Below are 15,622 nucleotides of genomic sequence, written 5' to 3'. Positions count from 1 at the left end.
GCGTTTTTTACGCGACCGGGGCGCCACAGGTATGTGTTTCACGGCTGTATCACCTCGCTGACTGGCCGGGCCCGGGCCGGCCGTGAAAGCCGCGTGTCCATTGGCCCCGGCTCCGATGTAACACCCGGGGCACCACCGGGGGACAGAGCTGTACAACGGTGGCGTATGGTCCGGCGCGGACGCCGGCCGTGCGACCATGTCGCTGGTTGCGACCGGGAAAGGATCATGGAGAAGACAACGCAGGCGCCGCCCGCGGATCCGGGTGATTTCATCCACGTCGAAGCCGGGGCGCTGGATGCCGCCAGCTGCCGCCAGCTGGTCGGGCTGTTCGACGCCAGTACCCATGCCCGCCCCGGCCAGGTCGGCGGCGGCGTCCATACCGACCTCAAGGACAGCCTGGACCTGACCATCAGTGGGCGGCCGGAATGGCGGGAAGCCGAGGGAATCCTCAACCAGGCCGTATTCGGTGGGCTGTTGCGGTACCTGCGGCGTTACCCGCACGCATTGATCGGCCCGCTCATGCTGGAAGTGCCGGGCGCGGAAGGACAGCGGCACCGGTTGACGCCCGAGCGCCTGCAGTCGATGGACGATGCGGCGCTGGCGCCGGTGGTGCAGACCGTCCTGCGTCCGGGAGGCATCAACCTGCAGCGCTACGCCGGCGGCCGCGGCGGATACCCGTACTGGCACTGCGAGCTGTACCCGCGCGACCCTTCCGCGGAAACACTGCACCGGCACCTGCTGTGGACGATCTACCTCAACGACGGCTTCCAGGCCGGCGAGACCGAGTTCCTGTACCAGCAACGGAAGATCACGCCGCGCGCCGGCTCGCTGCTGATCGCCCCGGCGGCCTTCACCCACACCCATCGCGGCAATCGCCCGGTCGATGGGGACAAGGTCATCGCCACCAGCTGGATCCTGTTCCAGCGTGCGGAAAAACTGTTCGCGACCGCCTGAGCCCGTTCGGCAACCGCCTACGCGGTGCGCGGGTGGTTCAGCACCAGCCAGTACAGCCCCACCTGCTTGACCGCCCAGACGAACTGTTCGAAGTCCACCGGCTTCTGGATATAGCTGTTGACGCCGAGCGCATAGCTGGCCTCGACATCGAACGGCTCGGTGCTGGTGGTCAGCACCACCACCGGCAGCGTGCGGGTCGCCTCGTCGGCGCGGATGGCCTGCAGGACTTCGCGCCCGTCCACCTTGGGCAGGTTCAGGTCCAGCAGGACGATGGACGGCAGGTCGGAGACGTCACGGCCTTCGTGCTTGCCACGACCGAACAGGTAGTCCAGCGCTTCGGCGCCGTCGCCCACCACCACCAGACGGTTGGCGATCTTCGCCTCCTGGAAGGCGATGCGGGTGAGCTCGACGTCGTCGGGGTTGTCCTCGACCAGCAGGATGTCCTTGTGCATCAGCAGTACCTAGTAGTCGGGCGGCGGAGGGAGATCCATGTGGAACGTGCTTCCCAAGCCCGGCTCGGAGGCCGCGCTCATCCGTCCGCCGTGGCGCTCCACCACCCGTTGTGCGATTGCCAGCCCCAGCCCGTGGCCGGCACCCTCGTCGGCGCCGTGCAGGCGCTGGAACGGCTGGAACAGCTTGTGAGCATAACGCATGTCGAAACCACAGCCGGCGTCCCGGACCGTCAGCCGGACCCCGTCGGCTCCAGGGCCGCCGACCACCTCGATGAACACCCGGTCGCGTTGCCGCGAGAATTTCCACGCGTTGGAAAGCAGCTGCGCGATCGCCAGCTTGAGCAGGCGCTCGTCGCCATGGGCGGCCAGGCCCGGCGCGATCCGCACTTCCGCGTCACGCTCCGGCTCGGCCTCCCGCAGCTCGGCCACGGCCCACTCGGCCAGCAGGGTCAGGTCCACCGGGCCGGGCTTCAGCTCGGCCCGGGTGGCATGTGAAAGCTCCCCCAGCGCCGACAGCAGACCGCTCATGCGCGTTGCGGCGGCGCGGATGCGGTCCAGGTGGTCGCGGCTGGTGGGATCGAGGCTCTCGCCGATGCGCTGGTCGAGCATCGCCGAAAAGCTCTCGATCGAACGCAGCGGCGCACGCAGGTCGTGGGCCACCGAGTCGGCGAACATCTGCAGGTGCTGGTTGGAGACGTCCAGGGCGGCCGCGCGATCGGTGGCGTCCGCCTGCAGTACCGCCTGCGCCTGGCGCTCACGGCTGATGTCACGCAGTTGCACCACCAGCAGCTGGGGCTGCCCGGAGGCGTCGCGCAATGCGGCGGCATTGGTATGCACCCACACGACTTCGCCGTCGCGATGCAGGTAACGGCGGGGCGCATCGATGACTTCGCTACGCCCCTGCACCAGGCCTTCCAGCGCCTCGCGCGCCGCTTCCACGTCGTCACGGTGGATGACTTCGAAGACCTGCCGCCCGGCCAGCTCGGAAGCGTCACGGCCCAGCAGCCGCTCCGCCGCCGGGTTCACCTCCCGCCAGCGCCCATCGAGTTCCACGATCGCCATCCCGATGCCCGAAGCGGCCATCGCGAGGCGGAAACAGTCGTCACCCGTTGGTGCCGCAGCGTGCATGGTCCTGCCGGTGGAGATCCAGCCGCAAGTGTATCGGCCCGCTCCGTGACGGGCCGGTGCATTGGGCGGGGGCCGCGCCCACGCGTACAGCTGGCGTTGTAGCTCACAATACCGCCCATGATGGAGATGCTCCCGATCACCCTGCAGCAACTGGTCTTCCTGCTGATCCTGGCCGGCGGGCTGTACCTGTTCATCAGCGAGCGGGTGCGGGTGGATGTCAGCGCGATGCTGATCCTGCTCGCACTGGTGCTGACCGGGATCCTGGACGAACAGGAGGCGCTGTCGGGTTTTGCCAGCGAGCCCGCGATTATCGTCGCCGCGGTGTTCGTGATCTCCGGAGCCCTCGGTGCGACCGGCATCACCGAACATGTCGGCCAGTGGATCGGGCGCGCCTCGGGCAGGAGCGAGGCCCGCTCGATCGCGGTGACCATGCCCGCGGTGGCGGCGATGGCGTCCTTCACCCACCACGTGATGGTGACCGCGATGATGATGCCGATCCTGACCCGGTTCGCCCGCGAACACGGGTTGTCGGCTTCCCGGCTGTTGATGCCGATGTCGCTGGCGGCATCGCTCGGCACCTGCCTGACGCTGGTCAGCGCGCCCGCATTCCTGCTCGCCGACAACCTGCTGGAGCGGACAGGCGCCGAGGGGCTTGGCATCTTCTCGATCACGCCGATCGGTATCGCACTGGTGATCATCGGCGTGGTCTACATGCTGCTGGCGCGCTGGCTGCTGCCCAAGCGCGGCGCCGGCAGCGGTGATGACGGTTACCTGCGGCTGGATCGCTACCGCACCGAGCTGCTCGTGGTGGAAGGATCGCGCTGGAGTACCCGCCCGCTTGCGGAACTGGAGAAGGCGCTCGGCGACCGCTTCCGCCTGGTCGGCTGGATGCGTGACGACCGCCTTCGGCGTGACTTGGGGCCGCAGAGCCCGCTGATCAGCGGCGACGTGCTGCTGGTGGAAGCCTCCGCGGATGCGCTGGCGTCGCTGCACGACGATCCCGGGCTGGAGCTGTACGCCATCGCGAGGTTCGGCGGAAAGGACGATGACGAAGACGGGGAAGGCGAGGCCCAGCTCGTGCAGGCGGTGGTGGCGCCGGGCTCGGAGTTCATCGGGCGCAGCATCCGCGAGCTGGATTTCTCGCACCACTTCAAGGCGGTCATCGCCGGCCTGTGGCGCCGCGAGGGCCACGTCGCGCGTCGCCTGGCCGATGCGCGCCTGCGCGAGGGCGACCTGCTGGTCCTGTGGGGCAAGCCTTCGCGGTTCGCCGAACTCGCCACCCACCACGGCTTCCTGATGCTGGTGCCGTTCGCGGGCGAGGCCAAGCGACGGGTCCGGGCGCCACTCGCCCTGTCCATCCTGGGCGCCACCATCCTTGCGGCCGTGACCGGCTGGCTGCCGGTGCCGCTGGCTTTCCTGCTGGGCGCGGTGGCGGTGGTCGCCACACGCTGCGTGGACATCGGGCAGGCCTACCGGGAGATCGACGTACGCGTGTTCGTGATGATCGCCGGCGTGATCCCGCTGGGCATCGCGATGGAACAGACGGGTACCGCGGGCATGCTGGCCGGCGGCCTGGAGAAGATGGTGGCGGGCTGGCCGGTACTGGCGATACTGCTGGTGCTGTTCGGGCTGGCGGCGCTGCTGACCCAGGTGTTGTCCGATTCGGCCACGGTGGTGCTGCTGGGCCCGATCGCGGTGCATCTGGGTCAATCGATGGGGATCAGCCCCACACCACTGGTGGTGTGTACCGCGCTTGGCGCGGTGGTGGCCTTCCTCACGCCGATCGGACACCACGGCAACCTGTTGATCCTGGGCCCCGGTGGCTATCGTTTCGGCGATTTCATGCGTATCGGCGTGCCCCTGACCATGATGATCGCGCTCGTCTCCGCATGGATGACGCGCTGGATCTGGCTCGACGGACCGATGTTGCCGGGGATGGGCTAGGTACGCTGCGCCGGATCAGAACAGTTCGCCCTGCGGCGAGGGCACCCGTGGCGGCGCGAAGCGGCTGCAATCCAGCGCCGGCAGCCGCCCGAACCCCAGGCGCCGGTGGGCCTTGCGGAAACGCTGGCCGATCAGGTCCGCGAATGGCCCTTCTCCCCGCATCCGGCTGCCGAAGTTGCTGTCGTAGTCCTTGCCGCCGCGCATCTGCCTGAGCAGGCTCATGACATGCGCGGCACGGTCCGGATAGTGCAGTTCCAGCCACTCGCGCCACACCTGCTTGAGCTCGTGCGGCAACCGCAAGAGCACGTAGCCCGCGGCGCGCGCACCGTGTTCGCGTGAGGCTTCGAGGATCGCCTCCATCTCGTTGTCGGTGATCATCGGGACCACCGGCGCGACCATCACCCCCACGGGCACCCCGGCATCGGCCAGCGACCGCATCGCGCGCAGCTTCGCATGGGGCGCCGAGGCCCGGGGTTCCATCCGGGACGCCAGCCGGTTGTCGAGCGTGGTGATGGAGAAGTAGACGGTAACCAGCCCCTTCGCCGCCATGCCCGCCAGCAGTTCCAGGTCGCGCTCGATCATGGCGCTCTTGGTGACGAAGCTCACCGGGTGCCGGCAGTCCGCCAGTACCTGCAGCACTTCCCGGGTCACTTCGTAGCGGCGTTCGATGGGCTGGTAGGCATCCGTGTTGATCCCCAGCGCGATCGGGGACGGACGATAACCGGGCCTGGCAAGCTCCACCCGCAGTCGCTCGGCGGCATTGGTCTTGGCGAACAACCGGCTTTCGAAGTCCAGGCCGGGCGACAGATCCAGGTACGCATGGGACGGCCGGGCGAAACAATAGACGCAGCCGTGCTCGCATCCCCGGTAGGGATTGACCGACTGGCTGAAGCCGATGTCCGGAGAGTCATTGCGGGTGATGACGCTGCGCGCGCGCTCCTCGGTCACCACGGTCTGCAGGCGGGGGGTCTCGGCCAGGTCTTCGTACACGGAGCCCCAACCATCGTCGGTCCCCACAGCACGTGTGTTCCCGAACCGTCCCGCCACTTTCGAGGCGGCGCCGCGGCCCTTGATGGGCACTTGGGCTTTGCGGGCGTCTTCCATGCGCCGTAGCCTAGGCGGGCCGCGTCGCACAGCAAGCGATGTCCCTTAATCATTCAGGGTTGAAAACCGGATGCCCGACGGCCTGATCGACCTGTGGCGCGACCTGCTCTCGATCGATCACATCAAGTTCCTGCTGGCAGCCGGCTGGATCGCCTACCTGCTCGGCCTGGGCATGATGATCGTGCTGCAGAAGCGACATCCGGCGGCCACGATCAGCTGGCTGATCAGTCTGGCGGCGCTGCCTTACCTCGGCTTCCTGATCTACTACTTCCTGGGCCCGCAGAAGATCCAGCGCCAGCGGTTGCGCCGGGTGCGGGCCCGGGCCGCACTGCCGCCCCCACCGCCGGGCATGGAGCCCGATGCAGAGACGATCGAGCTGGCGCGGCTCGGGCAGGCGTCGACCGGCCTGCCACCCAACACCGCGACGTCAGTGACGCTGCTGGTAGACGGTGCGGCAAAGTACGAGCAACTGCTGGCCGCGGTGGACGCCGCGACCGCGCACATCCACCTCGAGTACTACATTTTCCTTCCCGACCGGACCGGGCAGGCGCTGCTGGACCGGCTGGTGGAGCGCGCGCGCGCCGGGGTGACGGTCCGGCTGCTGCTGGATGCGGTCGGCTCGGGCAAGGTGTCGCGGCGCTTCCTTCGCCCGCTGCTGGAGGCCGGCGGCGAGGTGGCCTGGTTCCACCCGATGCGCCTGCGCTGGTTCTGGAAGCGGCCATGGCTCAACCTGCGGACCCACCGAAAGATCGTGGTGATCGACGGGAAGGTGGCCTTTACCGGGGGCATCAACATCACCGACGAGCAGGACGAGCGGCTGCGTGCGGATGCCTACCGCGACCTGCATCTGCGGCTCGAGGGCGAGGTGGTGGACACACTGCAGTTGGTCTTCATCGAAGACTGGGTCTACGCCACCGGCCAGCCGCCGCCGAAGTTGCCGCGCGGTGGAGGCGGTCCGGGCCCGGTGTCGGCGCAGGTGCTTGTGTCCGGCCCGGATACCTCATGGGAGCCGATCCACCGCCTGCACGTGGGTGCGATCCATGCCGCCCAGCGTCGTGTGTGGCTGATGACGCCGTACTTCGTCCCGGGGGAAGCGGCGATGATGGCGCTGACCTCGGCGGCACTCGGCGGACTGGACGTCCGGCTGCTGGTGCCCAAGCTCAGCGACAGCCGGCTGGTCACCTATGCCGCCCGTTCGTATTTCGACGCGCTGCTCGCGGCCGGCGTGCGGATCTACGAGTACGGGCCGCGGATGCTGCACAGCAAGGCGCTTCTGTGCGACGACGACCTCGCCATCCTCGGAAGTGCCAACTTCGACCACCGCAGCTTCCGCCTGAACTTCGAGATTTCCGTACTGTTCCGGGACCGCGACCTGGTCGCCTCGTTGGCTGAACTGATCGAGGCGGAGTGCGGGAGCTGCCAGCTCGTGCGCAACGATCGTGACCGGCCGCTCTGGCGATCGCGCCTGCCCGAAGCGCTCGCCCGGGTCGTGTCGCCGCTGCTCTGACCGATCGACGGCGCTTGCGGCGGCCCCGGCGGATGGTCGGGAGGCGCGACGCCCCGGTAGACTCGTTTCGCCCGCCATTGCCCGTTCCGGAGCCCGTCATGCCGTGGTTGCTGTTCCTGGCTTCCCTTGCCGCCCTGGTCATCGCTTTCCGAACCACCTCCGTCGGACTGCTGGTGTTCTGCCTGCTGGTTTCGCTGGTGCTCGGGCTCACCGGGCTGATGCAGCTCCTGGCACGGCGGGTCGGCAGCCGCAGCCGCGACGAATCAATGATGGTCGACCCGGAAGTACTGCGACGGATGCGGGAGCAGGCGGAAGCGCGCAAGGCCGTGGATCCGCGCCAGCCGTAACCGCGGGACTGATGCTGCGCGTCTGGGTAGACTGCGCGCATGACCGTCCTGAGCGTCAACGTCAACAAGATCGCGGTGCTGCGCAACTCCCGCGGAGGCAGTGAGCCCGACATCGTGCGCGCGGCCACTGCCTGCCTGGATGCAGGTGCGCACGGGATCACCGTACATCCCCGTCCCGATGCCCGCCACGTACGTGCCGATGACGTGCGGGCGCTGGCGGAACTCACGCGGTCGCGCCGCGTCGAGTTCAACCTCGAAGGCAATCCTTTTGCGCCTCCGCGCGAAGGCTATCCGGGATTCCTCGCGCTCTGTGAAGAAGTCCGGCCGGCGCAGGCGACGCTGGTGCCCGACAGTGACGGGCAGATCACCTCCGACCACGGCTTCGATTTCGTTCGTGACGGGGCCAGCCTGGTTCCGATCGTCGCCCACCTGAAGTCCCTGGGCTGCCGCGTCAGCCTGTTCGCCGACGCCGATGGAGCCAGCGGGATGCAGGAAGAACAGGTGGGGAGAGCTGCCGCCATTGGCGCTGACCGGCTTGAGCTCTATACCGGTCCGTTCGCCGATACCTACTCGCGAGGCGGCGCGGCACCGATGCTGGAACGCTTCGCCCGCTATGCCGGACTCGCTACGCGGGCGGGGCTGCAACTGAACGCCGGCCACGACCTCAGCCAAGACAACCTCGGCGCCTTTCTCGCCACTGTCGCCCCTATCGAGGAGGTATCGATCGGTCACGCATTGATTGGCGAAGCGCTTTACGAAGGGTTGGACCGGACCGTCCGGCGCTACATCGACATCCTCGAAGCAGCGGGATAAAAAAAACGCCGCCCGGAGGCGGCGTTTCCAAAGACGGTAAGCGTCGTCGATCAGTCCTGTACGAAACCGATCTTTTTCATGTCCGCGTTCTTTGCCGCGGCGAGTACCTTGGCAAGCGTGCCGTAATCCGCGTCCTCGTTGGTGTCGATCTCCAGCTGCGGCTGGTTGGTCGGATCCTTCTGGACCTCCATCAGCATCATGTTGGAAATCGTGGACAGCGGGTACAGCGAGTCGTTCCAGTAGATCTGTCCGGCCGCATCGATCCGCAGGCGCACTGGCGGCGGCGGCTCGGTCAGCGGTGGTGGAACAGTAGAGCGCTGCGGAAGGTTGACCTCGATCGGATACGACGCGATCGGCGCGGTGACCATGAAGATGATCAGGAGCACTAGGAGCACGTCCACCAACGGTGTCACGTTGATGTCGCTCATCGCGCCGCCGCCGGAGTTTGAACTGAAAGCCATGCTGTGTTCTCCGGTTTAGTTGGAGCGATCCTTGATCGCCACGAATCCGACCTTGCGCATGCCCTGGGCCTGGGCGACGTCCATCACCTCGCGAACGAAGCGATACTTGGTCGTCTTGTCACCGCGCACGTTGATCTGTGGCTGCGGTGTCTTCTGCGCCTCCACCGAGAGCCGGCTCTCGAGCAGTCCCGCATCAATGGGCTCGTCGTTCCAGTACAACGAGCCGTCGGCTTCGATCGCCAGGGTGATCGGCGGGACCTCCGGAGCCAGGTCTTCCTTCCGGTCCAGATTGGCTTCGGGCAGGTCGACCTGGATTTTGTGCGACATCAAGGGCGCCGTGATCATGAAGATGATCAGGAGCACCAGCATCACGTCGACCAGCGGCGTGACGTTGATGTCCGCCATGGGTCCGCCGCTGTTGTTGCCTGAACTGAAGGCCATTTCCGAACTCCGACTGAACCTGTTGGATGGACGCTTACTGCGGCTTGCCGACTTCGCCGACGCGCGAGCCGGTGGCGAAGAAGTCGTGCAGGTCGTGGGCGAAGGTGTCCATCTTGTTGTTCGTCACCCGGTTGGTGCGGGTGAAGAAGTTGAACGCCAGCACCGCCGGGATGGCGACGAACAGACCGAACGCGGTCATGATCAGCGCCTCGCCGACCGGACCCGCCACGGCGTCGATCGACGCGTTGCCGGTGGCACCGATGCGGATCAGGGCGTGGTAGATGCCCCAAACGGTACCGAGCAGTCCAACGAACGGCGCGGTGGCGCCGACGGTTGCCAGCAGCGTCAGGCCGTTCTCGAGACGCATCGACTCGCGGGTCACGGCCTGGCGCAGGGCGCGGTCCACGAACTCCGAGCGGTTCAGCGACTCGACCAGGCGCGAACCTTCATGGCGCTGGTGGTGGGCGGCTGCCTGGGCGGCATCGAGCGCGATCTTCGAGAACGGCTCGCTGCGCTTCTGCTCTTCCATGTAGCGGATGGCGTCCTGGCCATTGGGAGTTTCCCAGAACGTGCTCATCACCCGATCGGAGGTGGAGCGCAGGCGCGCGTTCTTGATCATGTTGACCACGATCCAGTACACCGACAGGACCGAGAAGAGAACCAGCGTGAGGAACACGATCCAGGCGACGGTGTCGAACTGGGTGATCATGTGGGAGAAGCTCATCTGCTGGAAAGCTTCGGCGTTGTTGCCTCCAGCAGCGGCGGTGGTGGTTTCCTGAAGCATGACGCTTACCTTTGGATGTCGTGGAAGAAAGGGACTAACGAATGAAGCAACTGTGACTCAACTTCGACCCGGGGGTGTGAATCCGTAAAGGATCTTCGCCGGCATCAGTTCAGACTGAAATCGACCGGTACCCGGACGCGGCTCGCAACGGCTTGTCCGTTCCGGATTTCCGGGCTGAAGCTCCACTTGCGGGCGGCGTCGACCGCGGCACGGTCGAGGTCACGGTTCCGGCTGGATTTCTCGACCTCAATATCAAGCACGTTGCCTTGCGCATCGATGCTGATCACGAGGATCACGGTGCCTTCGATGCCCGACCTGACCGCAGATGGCGGATACTGGGGCGGGTTCATCGCCCTCGACGAAGGGTTGACCGAACCGATGGTGTCCTGAGGCGCCGGTGGCGACGGCGGCGCCGGCGGCGGGGCCGGGACGTCCACAGGGCTCGGGTCGTCCACCACGATCGGCGGTTGCTCGGGCGGTGGGGGCGTCGGCGTCGGCTTCGGTGGCGACAGTTCGCGCGGCGGCGTGATCGGCTTCGGCGGTTCCGGCGGCGGCGGCGGCGGCGGCGGCGGCGGCGGCGGCGGCTTGATGATGTTCACCAGCGTCACCTCCTCCTCGGCCTCGGCCTGGGGCGGAGGGGCCATGGGAGCCAGCAGCATCAACAATGCTGCAGCGTGGACAGCCATCGCCATGGTGATACCGGCGATGCGCGCCCAGTTCAGCCCTTCGCTCTGGTCTTCGTGTCTCGCGTGGATTTCCAGGTCTTGCGTCATTGCGCCGTCAGCTCGGGAGGGGATGCCGGGCGCTCTGAAGCACCGCGGGCCTTAATGGTTCCTGCCGTGTATCGGTGGCGGGAACCTCCTAGGATATACCAAACCGCACTGCCGGTACCAAGTGGCAACGGCCGGTTTCGTGACACAGTCATCCGCCTGCTCGACCGAGGATCGCCTCTGCCGCCTGCGGGTCGGTCAGTCCCTTGGCCTTCGCTTTCTGTGCTGCTGTTTTCGCCTCGGCGGTGCGCCCCTCGTTGAGGAGAATCTTCGCAAGGTTGAGGTACGTGCTTCCGTCGCTGTCCAGGGGAGCAGCCTTCTGGTAAGCAGCGATGCCGGCATCGACGTTTCCGGAAAAGTAGTTCGCCTGTGCGAGTGCGATCTGGGTGTTGAAGTCGGGTTTGAGAACGCCCTTGGCCAGTCCTTCCTCGATCACGGCGATCGTGTCCTGTTCGCGGCCCTCGATGTTCGCGTAAGTCGCGTACAACTGCTGGTATTCAGAGGCTTGGTCCAGCTTGCCGGACTCACGCAGGCGCTCCAGCACAGCGGTCGCCTTGTCGGCCATGTCCGCCTGCTGATAGACAGCCGCCAGGTTCAGCTGGGCACGCTTGTCGTCCGGTTTGGCTGCAGCAACCTGCTCGGCCATTCGAACTGCCTCGCCTGCATTGCCGGTCTCAGCATGCGCCTGCATCAGAAGTGCCTGCCAGGAAGGATCCGGCTGTTCCGCGGCGGCGATAGCCTCTTGCATGGCCGCGATGGCCTCCTCGTGGCGACCAAGCTTCAGCAGGGCTTGTCCCTTCAGCATGGTCGCCTCCGCCGGCTTGCTCCCGGTCTCCTCGAAGAAGCGGTCGAACGTGGCAATGGACTCTTCAAGCTGGCCAAGATGCTGCTGGAGCTGTGCCAGATTCAGCATCATTGTGTAGTGGTTCTCGTTGTCCAAGGCATCCAACTCGACCACCCTCGCAAAGTTCTCTGCAGCGGCTTCCATGTCTTCGTTGGCATAGGCGACCTGTGCCGCCATCTGTGCCGCAACCGCCTTGTCGTAATTGCTCGACTCGTCCGATGCACTGATTTCCCTGGAGACCGCCAACGCCTCGTCAAGCTTCTGTTCGTTGTACAGGTCCACCATGTTCTGCAGCTTGCGAGCGGAATCTCGACTGGTCTTGGTATCCGGCTCTTCCCGGGTGGCTTCGGGGAAGGCGGGAGCCTTGTCGGCAACTTGCTCCTTTGCCCGATCCCTGGACCGGCGATCGGACTGCGCGGCGGTGGTCCCCATTACAGTGATGAGGACGGCCGCCACAGCCACGGAGAGCATGCGGGTTCTATTCGCGGAATTTTTCATGGAAACCTCATCCTCCGCTGGAGCTGGAGGCGACGTGAAGAATGGAAGGGGAGCAACCTAGCAGAAAGTCGCTTCACTACGTAACGCCTTGTGTAGATTGCTGTTTCGTGGTTAGCGGCAGTTGGGCGTGCGCCCGGCGGCACGCGCCTGCTGGTAGGTCGGCGTCAATCCGTCGGCACGCGCACGCAGTTCGGCGATGCGATTCTGGGGGTCCGGATGCGTCGACAGGAACTCCGGGGCCCGGTTCCCGCCGGCCTGGATCATGTTCTGCCACAGGGATACCGCGCCCTGCGGATCGAAGCCGGCCTTGGCCATCAATTGTTGTCCAACGACGTCCGCTTCGCTTTCCTGGGTCCGGTTGTTGGGTAGCAGGAAGGCCGTCTGCACCGCTGCGCCACCCAGCTGCTGGGTGGTCTGCGCCGCGCTGGAGCCGTATTGCGAGCCCACCAGCGCACCGATGATGCCCAGCCCGGCCTGTGCGCCCATCTGCCGCGTCACCCGCTCGTCATGGTGACGGGCAACGACGTGGCCGATTTCGTGGGCGAGCACGCCGGCGAGCTGGTCCTGGTTCCTGGCCACGGTGAAGATTCCCGTGTTGACCCCGACCCGGCCCCCGGGGAGCGCGAAGGCATTGGGAGATTCATCGACGAAGACCGCCGTTTCCCAGTTCGCCTGCCAGCCCGCGGGCAGCTCACGCGCGATGGCGTTGACCACGCACCTCACGTACGCCACCTGCGAGGAATCACGGCTCTGCGGGAGTTCCGCCTTGTACTTGGCGAAGGCCTGTGCCCCCATCCGGTCCAGGTCCTGCTGGGACACGGCCCCGACCTGCTGGGTCCTGCCAGTGGGGGAGGTGGTGGTGGCACAGGCGGCGACGACGGACGCGACCGCCAGGCCCAGGAGCAGGCGCTTCATCGTGGTGACTCCTTGAGGATCTCGAACCGGAGCCTTTTTGTAGTCCCGCGATGATGAACAGGCCGTCAATTGGCCCGCCTCGGAGGGTTTCCGAGCGTCGCGGCGGATCCAGGTCGATCAGATGTCGAGGTTCGCCACCTTCAGTGCGTTGTCCTCGATGAAGTCGCGACGCGGTTCGACCACGTCGCCCATCAAGGTGCTGAAGATCTGGTCGGCTGCCACGGCATCCTCGATCCGCACCTGGAGCAGACGACGCGTTTCCGGGTTCACCGTGGTCTCCCACAGCTGTTCGGGATTCATTTCGCCCAGGCCTTTGAAGCGCTGGATCTGGCGACCCTTCTTGGCCTCGTCCATCAACCATTCCTGGGCTTCCGCGAAGCTTTCGATCGGCTGCTCCTTGTTGCCCCTGATGATCCTGGCACCGTCGCGGATCAGCCCGTGCAACTGGGCCGCGGCTTCGCGGAGGGGGCGCAGCTCGCCGCCGTCGAAGGCTCCCAACGGCAGGATCTGCAGGAACTCTTCACCCATGTGCTGCCGTTTGACCACCAACGCCGCGGGGTGCCCTTCGGTGGCGCCCTGCAGGCTCAACCGGTAACGGGGTTTGCCCAGGCCGCTGCGGTTGAGTCGCTTCTCCAGTGCATCGAGCTCATGGCGCTCATCGATGTTCTCGGCCAGGTGAACCGTGTCGAGGGGCGTGAAGTCGATCAGCGCTTCCAGGACCTTGGGGTCGTAGCGATGGGCATTGCGGGCGATGGTGTCGCGTGCCCCGGCGAAGGCCAGCAGCAGCCCTTCCAGCGCCCCGCCGGTGATCGGCGGCTCGCCTTCGGCGGGTACCAGTGCAGCGCCTTCGATCGCGTTGCTGGCGAGGTAGGCATTGAGCGCCATGTCGTCCTTGAGGTACAGCTCGGTCTTGCCTTGCTTGATCTTGTAGAGCGGCGGCAGGCCGATGTACACGTGGCCGCGTTCGATCAGTTCCGGCATCTGCCGGTAGAAGAACGTCAGCAGCAGCGTGCGGATGTGGCTGCCGTCGACGTCTGCGTCCGTCATCAGGATGATGCGGTGGTAGCGCAGCTTGTCGGGGTTGTACTCGTCCTTGCCGATGCCGGTGCCCAGTGCGGTGATCAGCGTCCCCACTTCCGCACTGGCCAGCATGCGGTCGAACCGAGCGCGCTCGACATTGAGGATCTTGCCCTTCAACGGGAGGATGGCCTGGGTCTTGCGGTTGCGCCCCTGCTTTGCCGAACCACCGGCCGAATCACCCTCGACGATGAACAGTTCAGACAGGGCCGGGTCCTTCTCCTGGCAGTCGGCCAGCTTTCCGGGAAGACCGGCGATGTCCAGCGCGCCCTTGCGACGCGTCAGGTCGCGGGCCTTCCGCGCCGCTTCACGGGCCCGCGCGGCGTCCACCACCTTCTCGGCGATCGCGCGTGCTTCCACGGGGTGCTCCTGGAGGAACTCCTCCAAACGTGCACCGAACGTGTGCTCAACTACTGGCCTTACCTCGGAACTGACCAGCTTTTCCTTGGTCTGCGACGAGAAACTGGGATCGGGTACTTTCACCGACAGGACGGCGATCATGCCCTCGCGCATGTCGTCGCCCGACAGATTGACCTTCGCCTGCTTGGCGATCCCGTTCTGCTCGATGTAGTTCGACAGGGTGCGGGTCAGCGCGGCGCGGAAACCGATGAGGTGGGTACCGCCGTCCTTCTGGGGGATGTTGTTGGTGAAGCAGAACATCGTTTCCTGATAGGCGTCCGTCCACTGGATCGCCACGTCGACGGTGATCCCGTTCTGCTCGCCGGAGACGGCGATGACATTGGGGTGCAGCGGCGTCTTGAGCTGGGCCAGGTGCTCGACGAAGGAGCGGATGCCACCTTCATATTCGAAGACATCACGCTTGCCTTCCCCGCGCTCATCCACGAGCGTGATCTTCACCCCGGAGTTGAGGAATGAAAGCTCGCGCAGGCGCTTGGCCAGAATGTCGTAATGGAACTCGACGTCGGTGAAGATGCTGCCCGCAGGCTTGAAGCGCAGCAGGGTTCCGCGCTTGTCGGTGGCCTCGAGCTTGTCCAGGGGGTAAAGCGGGACCCCGAGCGCGTATTCCTGCCGGTAATGCGCACCATCGCGCCAGATGTCGAGCCACAGATGCTCGCTCAACGCGTTCACCACCGACACGCCGACGCCGTGCAGGCCGCCGGACACCTTGTAGCTGTTGTCGTCGAACTTGCCGCCGGCGTGCAGCACGGTCAGGATCACCTCGGCAGCCGAAACCCCCTCTTCCTTGTGGATGTCCACCGGAATCCCGCGACCATTGTCGGATACGCCGACCGACCCATCGTCGTGCAGGGTGACGATGATGTCGTTCGCATGGCCCGCCAGGGCTTCGTCGATCGCGTTGTCGACAACTTCGAAGACCATGTGATGCAGGCCGGTGCCGTCATGCACGTCACCGATGTACATGCCGGGACGCTTGCGCACCGCTTCGAGTCCCCGAAGTACGGTGATCTTGCTGGAGTCGTACGTCTGGTTTGGCACGCCATCGGACGCCGCAGACTGTTCGGAGGAAGGATCGTGCTCTTCGATATGACTCATTCGACAATCAACTCCAGCGACGCAACCACCGCACGATGCGGCGAGGTCGAGACACATTTATATGTAGT

At 65.8% G+C, this 15,622-nt stretch carries 15 protein-coding genes; 5 read left to right on the top strand and 10 right to left on the bottom strand.

The features are described 5' to 3' along the window. The first annotated feature begins 225 nt into the window (after window positions 1-225). Window positions 226-954 carry a 2OG-Fe(II) oxygenase gene (locus B5D37_RS07120; RefSeq protein ID WP_078758035.1) on the top strand — a complete coding sequence of 243 codons (729 nt, stop codon included), beginning with the start codon at window positions 226-228 and terminating at the stop codon, window positions 952-954. A 17-nt stretch (window positions 955-971) separates the two neighbouring features. Here B5D37_RS07120 and B5D37_RS07115 read toward each other — a convergent pair whose 3' ends face one another. Together B5D37_RS07115 and B5D37_RS07110 are read right to left on the bottom strand one after the other, a co-directional pair. After that, entirely contained in the window at window positions 972-1,406 is a 435-nt protein-coding gene (locus tag B5D37_RS07115; RefSeq protein ID WP_078758034.1) for a response regulator, read from the bottom strand. 9 nt (window positions 1,407-1,415) lie between these two features. After that, the gene (locus B5D37_RS07110) at window positions 1,416-2,534 is read right to left on the bottom strand and encodes a sensor histidine kinase (protein ID WP_078758033.1); all 1,119 of its coding nucleotides are present in this window, start codon (window positions 2,532-2,534) and stop codon (window positions 1,416-1,418) included. 117 nt (window positions 2,535-2,651) lie between these two features. Here B5D37_RS07110 and B5D37_RS07105 point away from each other — a divergent pair, with 117 nt between their 5' ends. After that, window positions 2,652-4,478, top strand: a complete 1,827-nt coding sequence (locus tag B5D37_RS07105; protein ID WP_234987744.1) for an SLC13 family permease — start codon at window positions 2,652-2,654, stop codon at window positions 4,476-4,478. Between the two features lie 15 nt (window positions 4,479-4,493). On the opposite strand, the gene B5D37_RS07100 is transcribed toward B5D37_RS07105, so the two are convergent. Then, complete coding sequence (locus B5D37_RS07100; protein ID WP_078758032.1) at window positions 4,494-5,582, bottom strand: PA0069 family radical SAM protein; 1,089 nt, start codon at window positions 5,580-5,582, stop codon at window positions 4,494-4,496. A 70-nt stretch (window positions 5,583-5,652) separates the two neighbouring features. On the opposite strand from B5D37_RS07100, the gene cls reads away from it, so the two are divergent. The 3 genes from cls to B5D37_RS07085 all read left to right on the top strand — a co-directional run bounded on the left by cls (window position 5,653) and on the right by B5D37_RS07085 (window position 8,249). Next, a complete protein-coding gene (cls, locus tag B5D37_RS07095) occupies window positions 5,653-7,089 on the top strand; it encodes a cardiolipin synthase (protein WP_078758031.1) in 1,437 nt (478 codons plus the stop codon). Between the two features lie 98 nt (window positions 7,090-7,187). Further along, window positions 7,188-7,436, top strand: coding sequence for a hypothetical protein (locus B5D37_RS07090; protein ID WP_078758030.1), 249 nt, complete (start codon window positions 7,188-7,190; stop codon window positions 7,434-7,436). Window positions 7,437-7,475: 39 nt separating this feature from the next. Continuing rightward, window positions 7,476-8,249: a pyridoxine 5'-phosphate synthase gene (locus B5D37_RS07085; protein ID WP_078758029.1), complete on the top strand. Its 774-nt coding sequence runs from the start codon at window positions 7,476-7,478 to the stop codon at window positions 8,247-8,249. A gap of 50 nt (window positions 8,250-8,299) precedes the next feature. Here the strand turns inward: B5D37_RS07085 and B5D37_RS07080 are convergent, their stop codons facing one another. The 7 genes from B5D37_RS07080 to gyrB form a co-directional block, all read right to left on the bottom strand. Continuing rightward, complete coding sequence (locus tag B5D37_RS07080) at window positions 8,300-8,710, bottom strand: ExbD/TolR family protein (RefSeq protein ID WP_078758028.1); 411 nt, start codon at window positions 8,708-8,710, stop codon at window positions 8,300-8,302. A 15-nt stretch (window positions 8,711-8,725) separates the two neighbouring features. Further along, window positions 8,726-9,151, bottom strand: coding sequence for an ExbD/TolR family protein (locus B5D37_RS07075; RefSeq protein WP_078758027.1), 426 nt, complete (start codon window positions 9,149-9,151; stop codon window positions 8,726-8,728). 34 nt (window positions 9,152-9,185) lie between these two features. Next, the gene (locus B5D37_RS07070; RefSeq protein ID WP_078758026.1) at window positions 9,186-9,935 is read right to left on the bottom strand and encodes a MotA/TolQ/ExbB proton channel family protein; all 750 of its coding nucleotides are present in this window, start codon (window positions 9,933-9,935) and stop codon (window positions 9,186-9,188) included. Window positions 9,936-10,039: 104 nt separating this feature from the next. Beyond that, window positions 10,040-10,708: an energy transducer TonB gene (locus B5D37_RS07065; protein ID WP_078758025.1), complete on the bottom strand. Its 669-nt coding sequence runs from the start codon at window positions 10,706-10,708 to the stop codon at window positions 10,040-10,042. Between the two features lie 148 nt (window positions 10,709-10,856). Then, entirely contained in the window at window positions 10,857-12,047 is a 1,191-nt protein-coding gene (locus B5D37_RS07060) for a tetratricopeptide repeat protein (RefSeq protein ID WP_078758024.1), read from the bottom strand. Between the two features lie 111 nt (window positions 12,048-12,158). After that, window positions 12,159-12,962, bottom strand: a complete 804-nt coding sequence (locus B5D37_RS07055) for a M48 family metallopeptidase (protein WP_078758023.1) — start codon at window positions 12,960-12,962, stop codon at window positions 12,159-12,161. 117 nt (window positions 12,963-13,079) lie between these two features. Further along, the gene (gyrB, locus tag B5D37_RS07050; RefSeq protein ID WP_078758022.1) at window positions 13,080-15,554 is read right to left on the bottom strand and encodes a DNA topoisomerase (ATP-hydrolyzing) subunit B; all 2,475 of its coding nucleotides are present in this window, start codon (window positions 15,552-15,554) and stop codon (window positions 13,080-13,082) included. Window positions 15,555-15,622: the final 68 nt, after the last annotated feature.

The organism is Lysobacter spongiicola DSM 21749 (assembly GCF_900167055.1).
GTDB classification, from domain to species: domain Bacteria; phylum Pseudomonadota; class Gammaproteobacteria; order Xanthomonadales; family Xanthomonadaceae; genus Novilysobacter; species Novilysobacter spongiicola.
This window is presented reverse-complemented; position numbering and strand designations above follow the sequence as displayed.

Coding starts and splice junctions, on each gene's coding strand:
- B5D37_RS07080 (WP_078758028.1), bottom strand. CDS start 8,710: ATGGCTTTCAGTTCAAACTCCGGCGGCGGCGCGATGAGCGACATCAAC.
- B5D37_RS07070 (WP_078758026.1), bottom strand. CDS start 9,935: ATGCTTCAGGAAACCACCACCGCCGCTGCTGGAGGCAACAACGCCGAA.
- B5D37_RS07115 (WP_078758034.1), bottom strand. CDS start 1,406: ATGCACAAGGACATCCTGCTGGTCGAGGACAACCCCGACGACGTCGAG.
- B5D37_RS07120 (WP_078758035.1), top strand. CDS start 226: ATGGAGAAGACAACGCAGGCGCCGCCCGCGGATCCGGGTGATTTCATC.
- B5D37_RS07075 (WP_078758027.1), bottom strand. CDS start 9,151: ATGGCCTTCAGTTCAGGCAACAACAGCGGCGGACCCATGGCGGACATC.
- B5D37_RS07100 (WP_078758032.1), bottom strand. CDS start 5,582: ATGGAAGACGCCCGCAAAGCCCAAGTGCCCATCAAGGGCCGCGGCGCC.
- B5D37_RS07090 (WP_078758030.1), top strand. CDS start 7,188: ATGCCGTGGTTGCTGTTCCTGGCTTCCCTTGCCGCCCTGGTCATCGCT.
- B5D37_RS07055 (WP_078758023.1), bottom strand. CDS start 12,962: ATGAAGCGCCTGCTCCTGGGCCTGGCGGTCGCGTCCGTCGTCGCCGCC.
- B5D37_RS07060 (WP_078758024.1), bottom strand. CDS start 12,047: ATGAAAAATTCCGCGAATAGAACCCGCATGCTCTCCGTGGCTGTGGCG.
- B5D37_RS07085 (WP_078758029.1), top strand. CDS start 7,476: ATGACCGTCCTGAGCGTCAACGTCAACAAGATCGCGGTGCTGCGCAAC.
- B5D37_RS07110 (WP_078758033.1), bottom strand. CDS start 2,534: ATGCACGCTGCGGCACCAACGGGTGACGACTGTTTCCGCCTCGCGATG.
- gyrB (WP_078758022.1), bottom strand. CDS start 15,554: ATGAGTCATATCGAAGAGCACGATCCTTCCTCCGAACAGTCTGCGGCG.
- B5D37_RS07105 (WP_234987744.1), top strand. CDS start 2,652: ATGATGGAGATGCTCCCGATCACCCTGCAGCAACTGGTCTTCCTGCTG.
- cls (WP_078758031.1), top strand. CDS start 5,653: ATGCCCGACGGCCTGATCGACCTGTGGCGCGACCTGCTCTCGATCGAT.
- B5D37_RS07065 (WP_078758025.1), bottom strand. CDS start 10,708: ATGACGCAAGACCTGGAAATCCACGCGAGACACGAAGACCAGAGCGAA.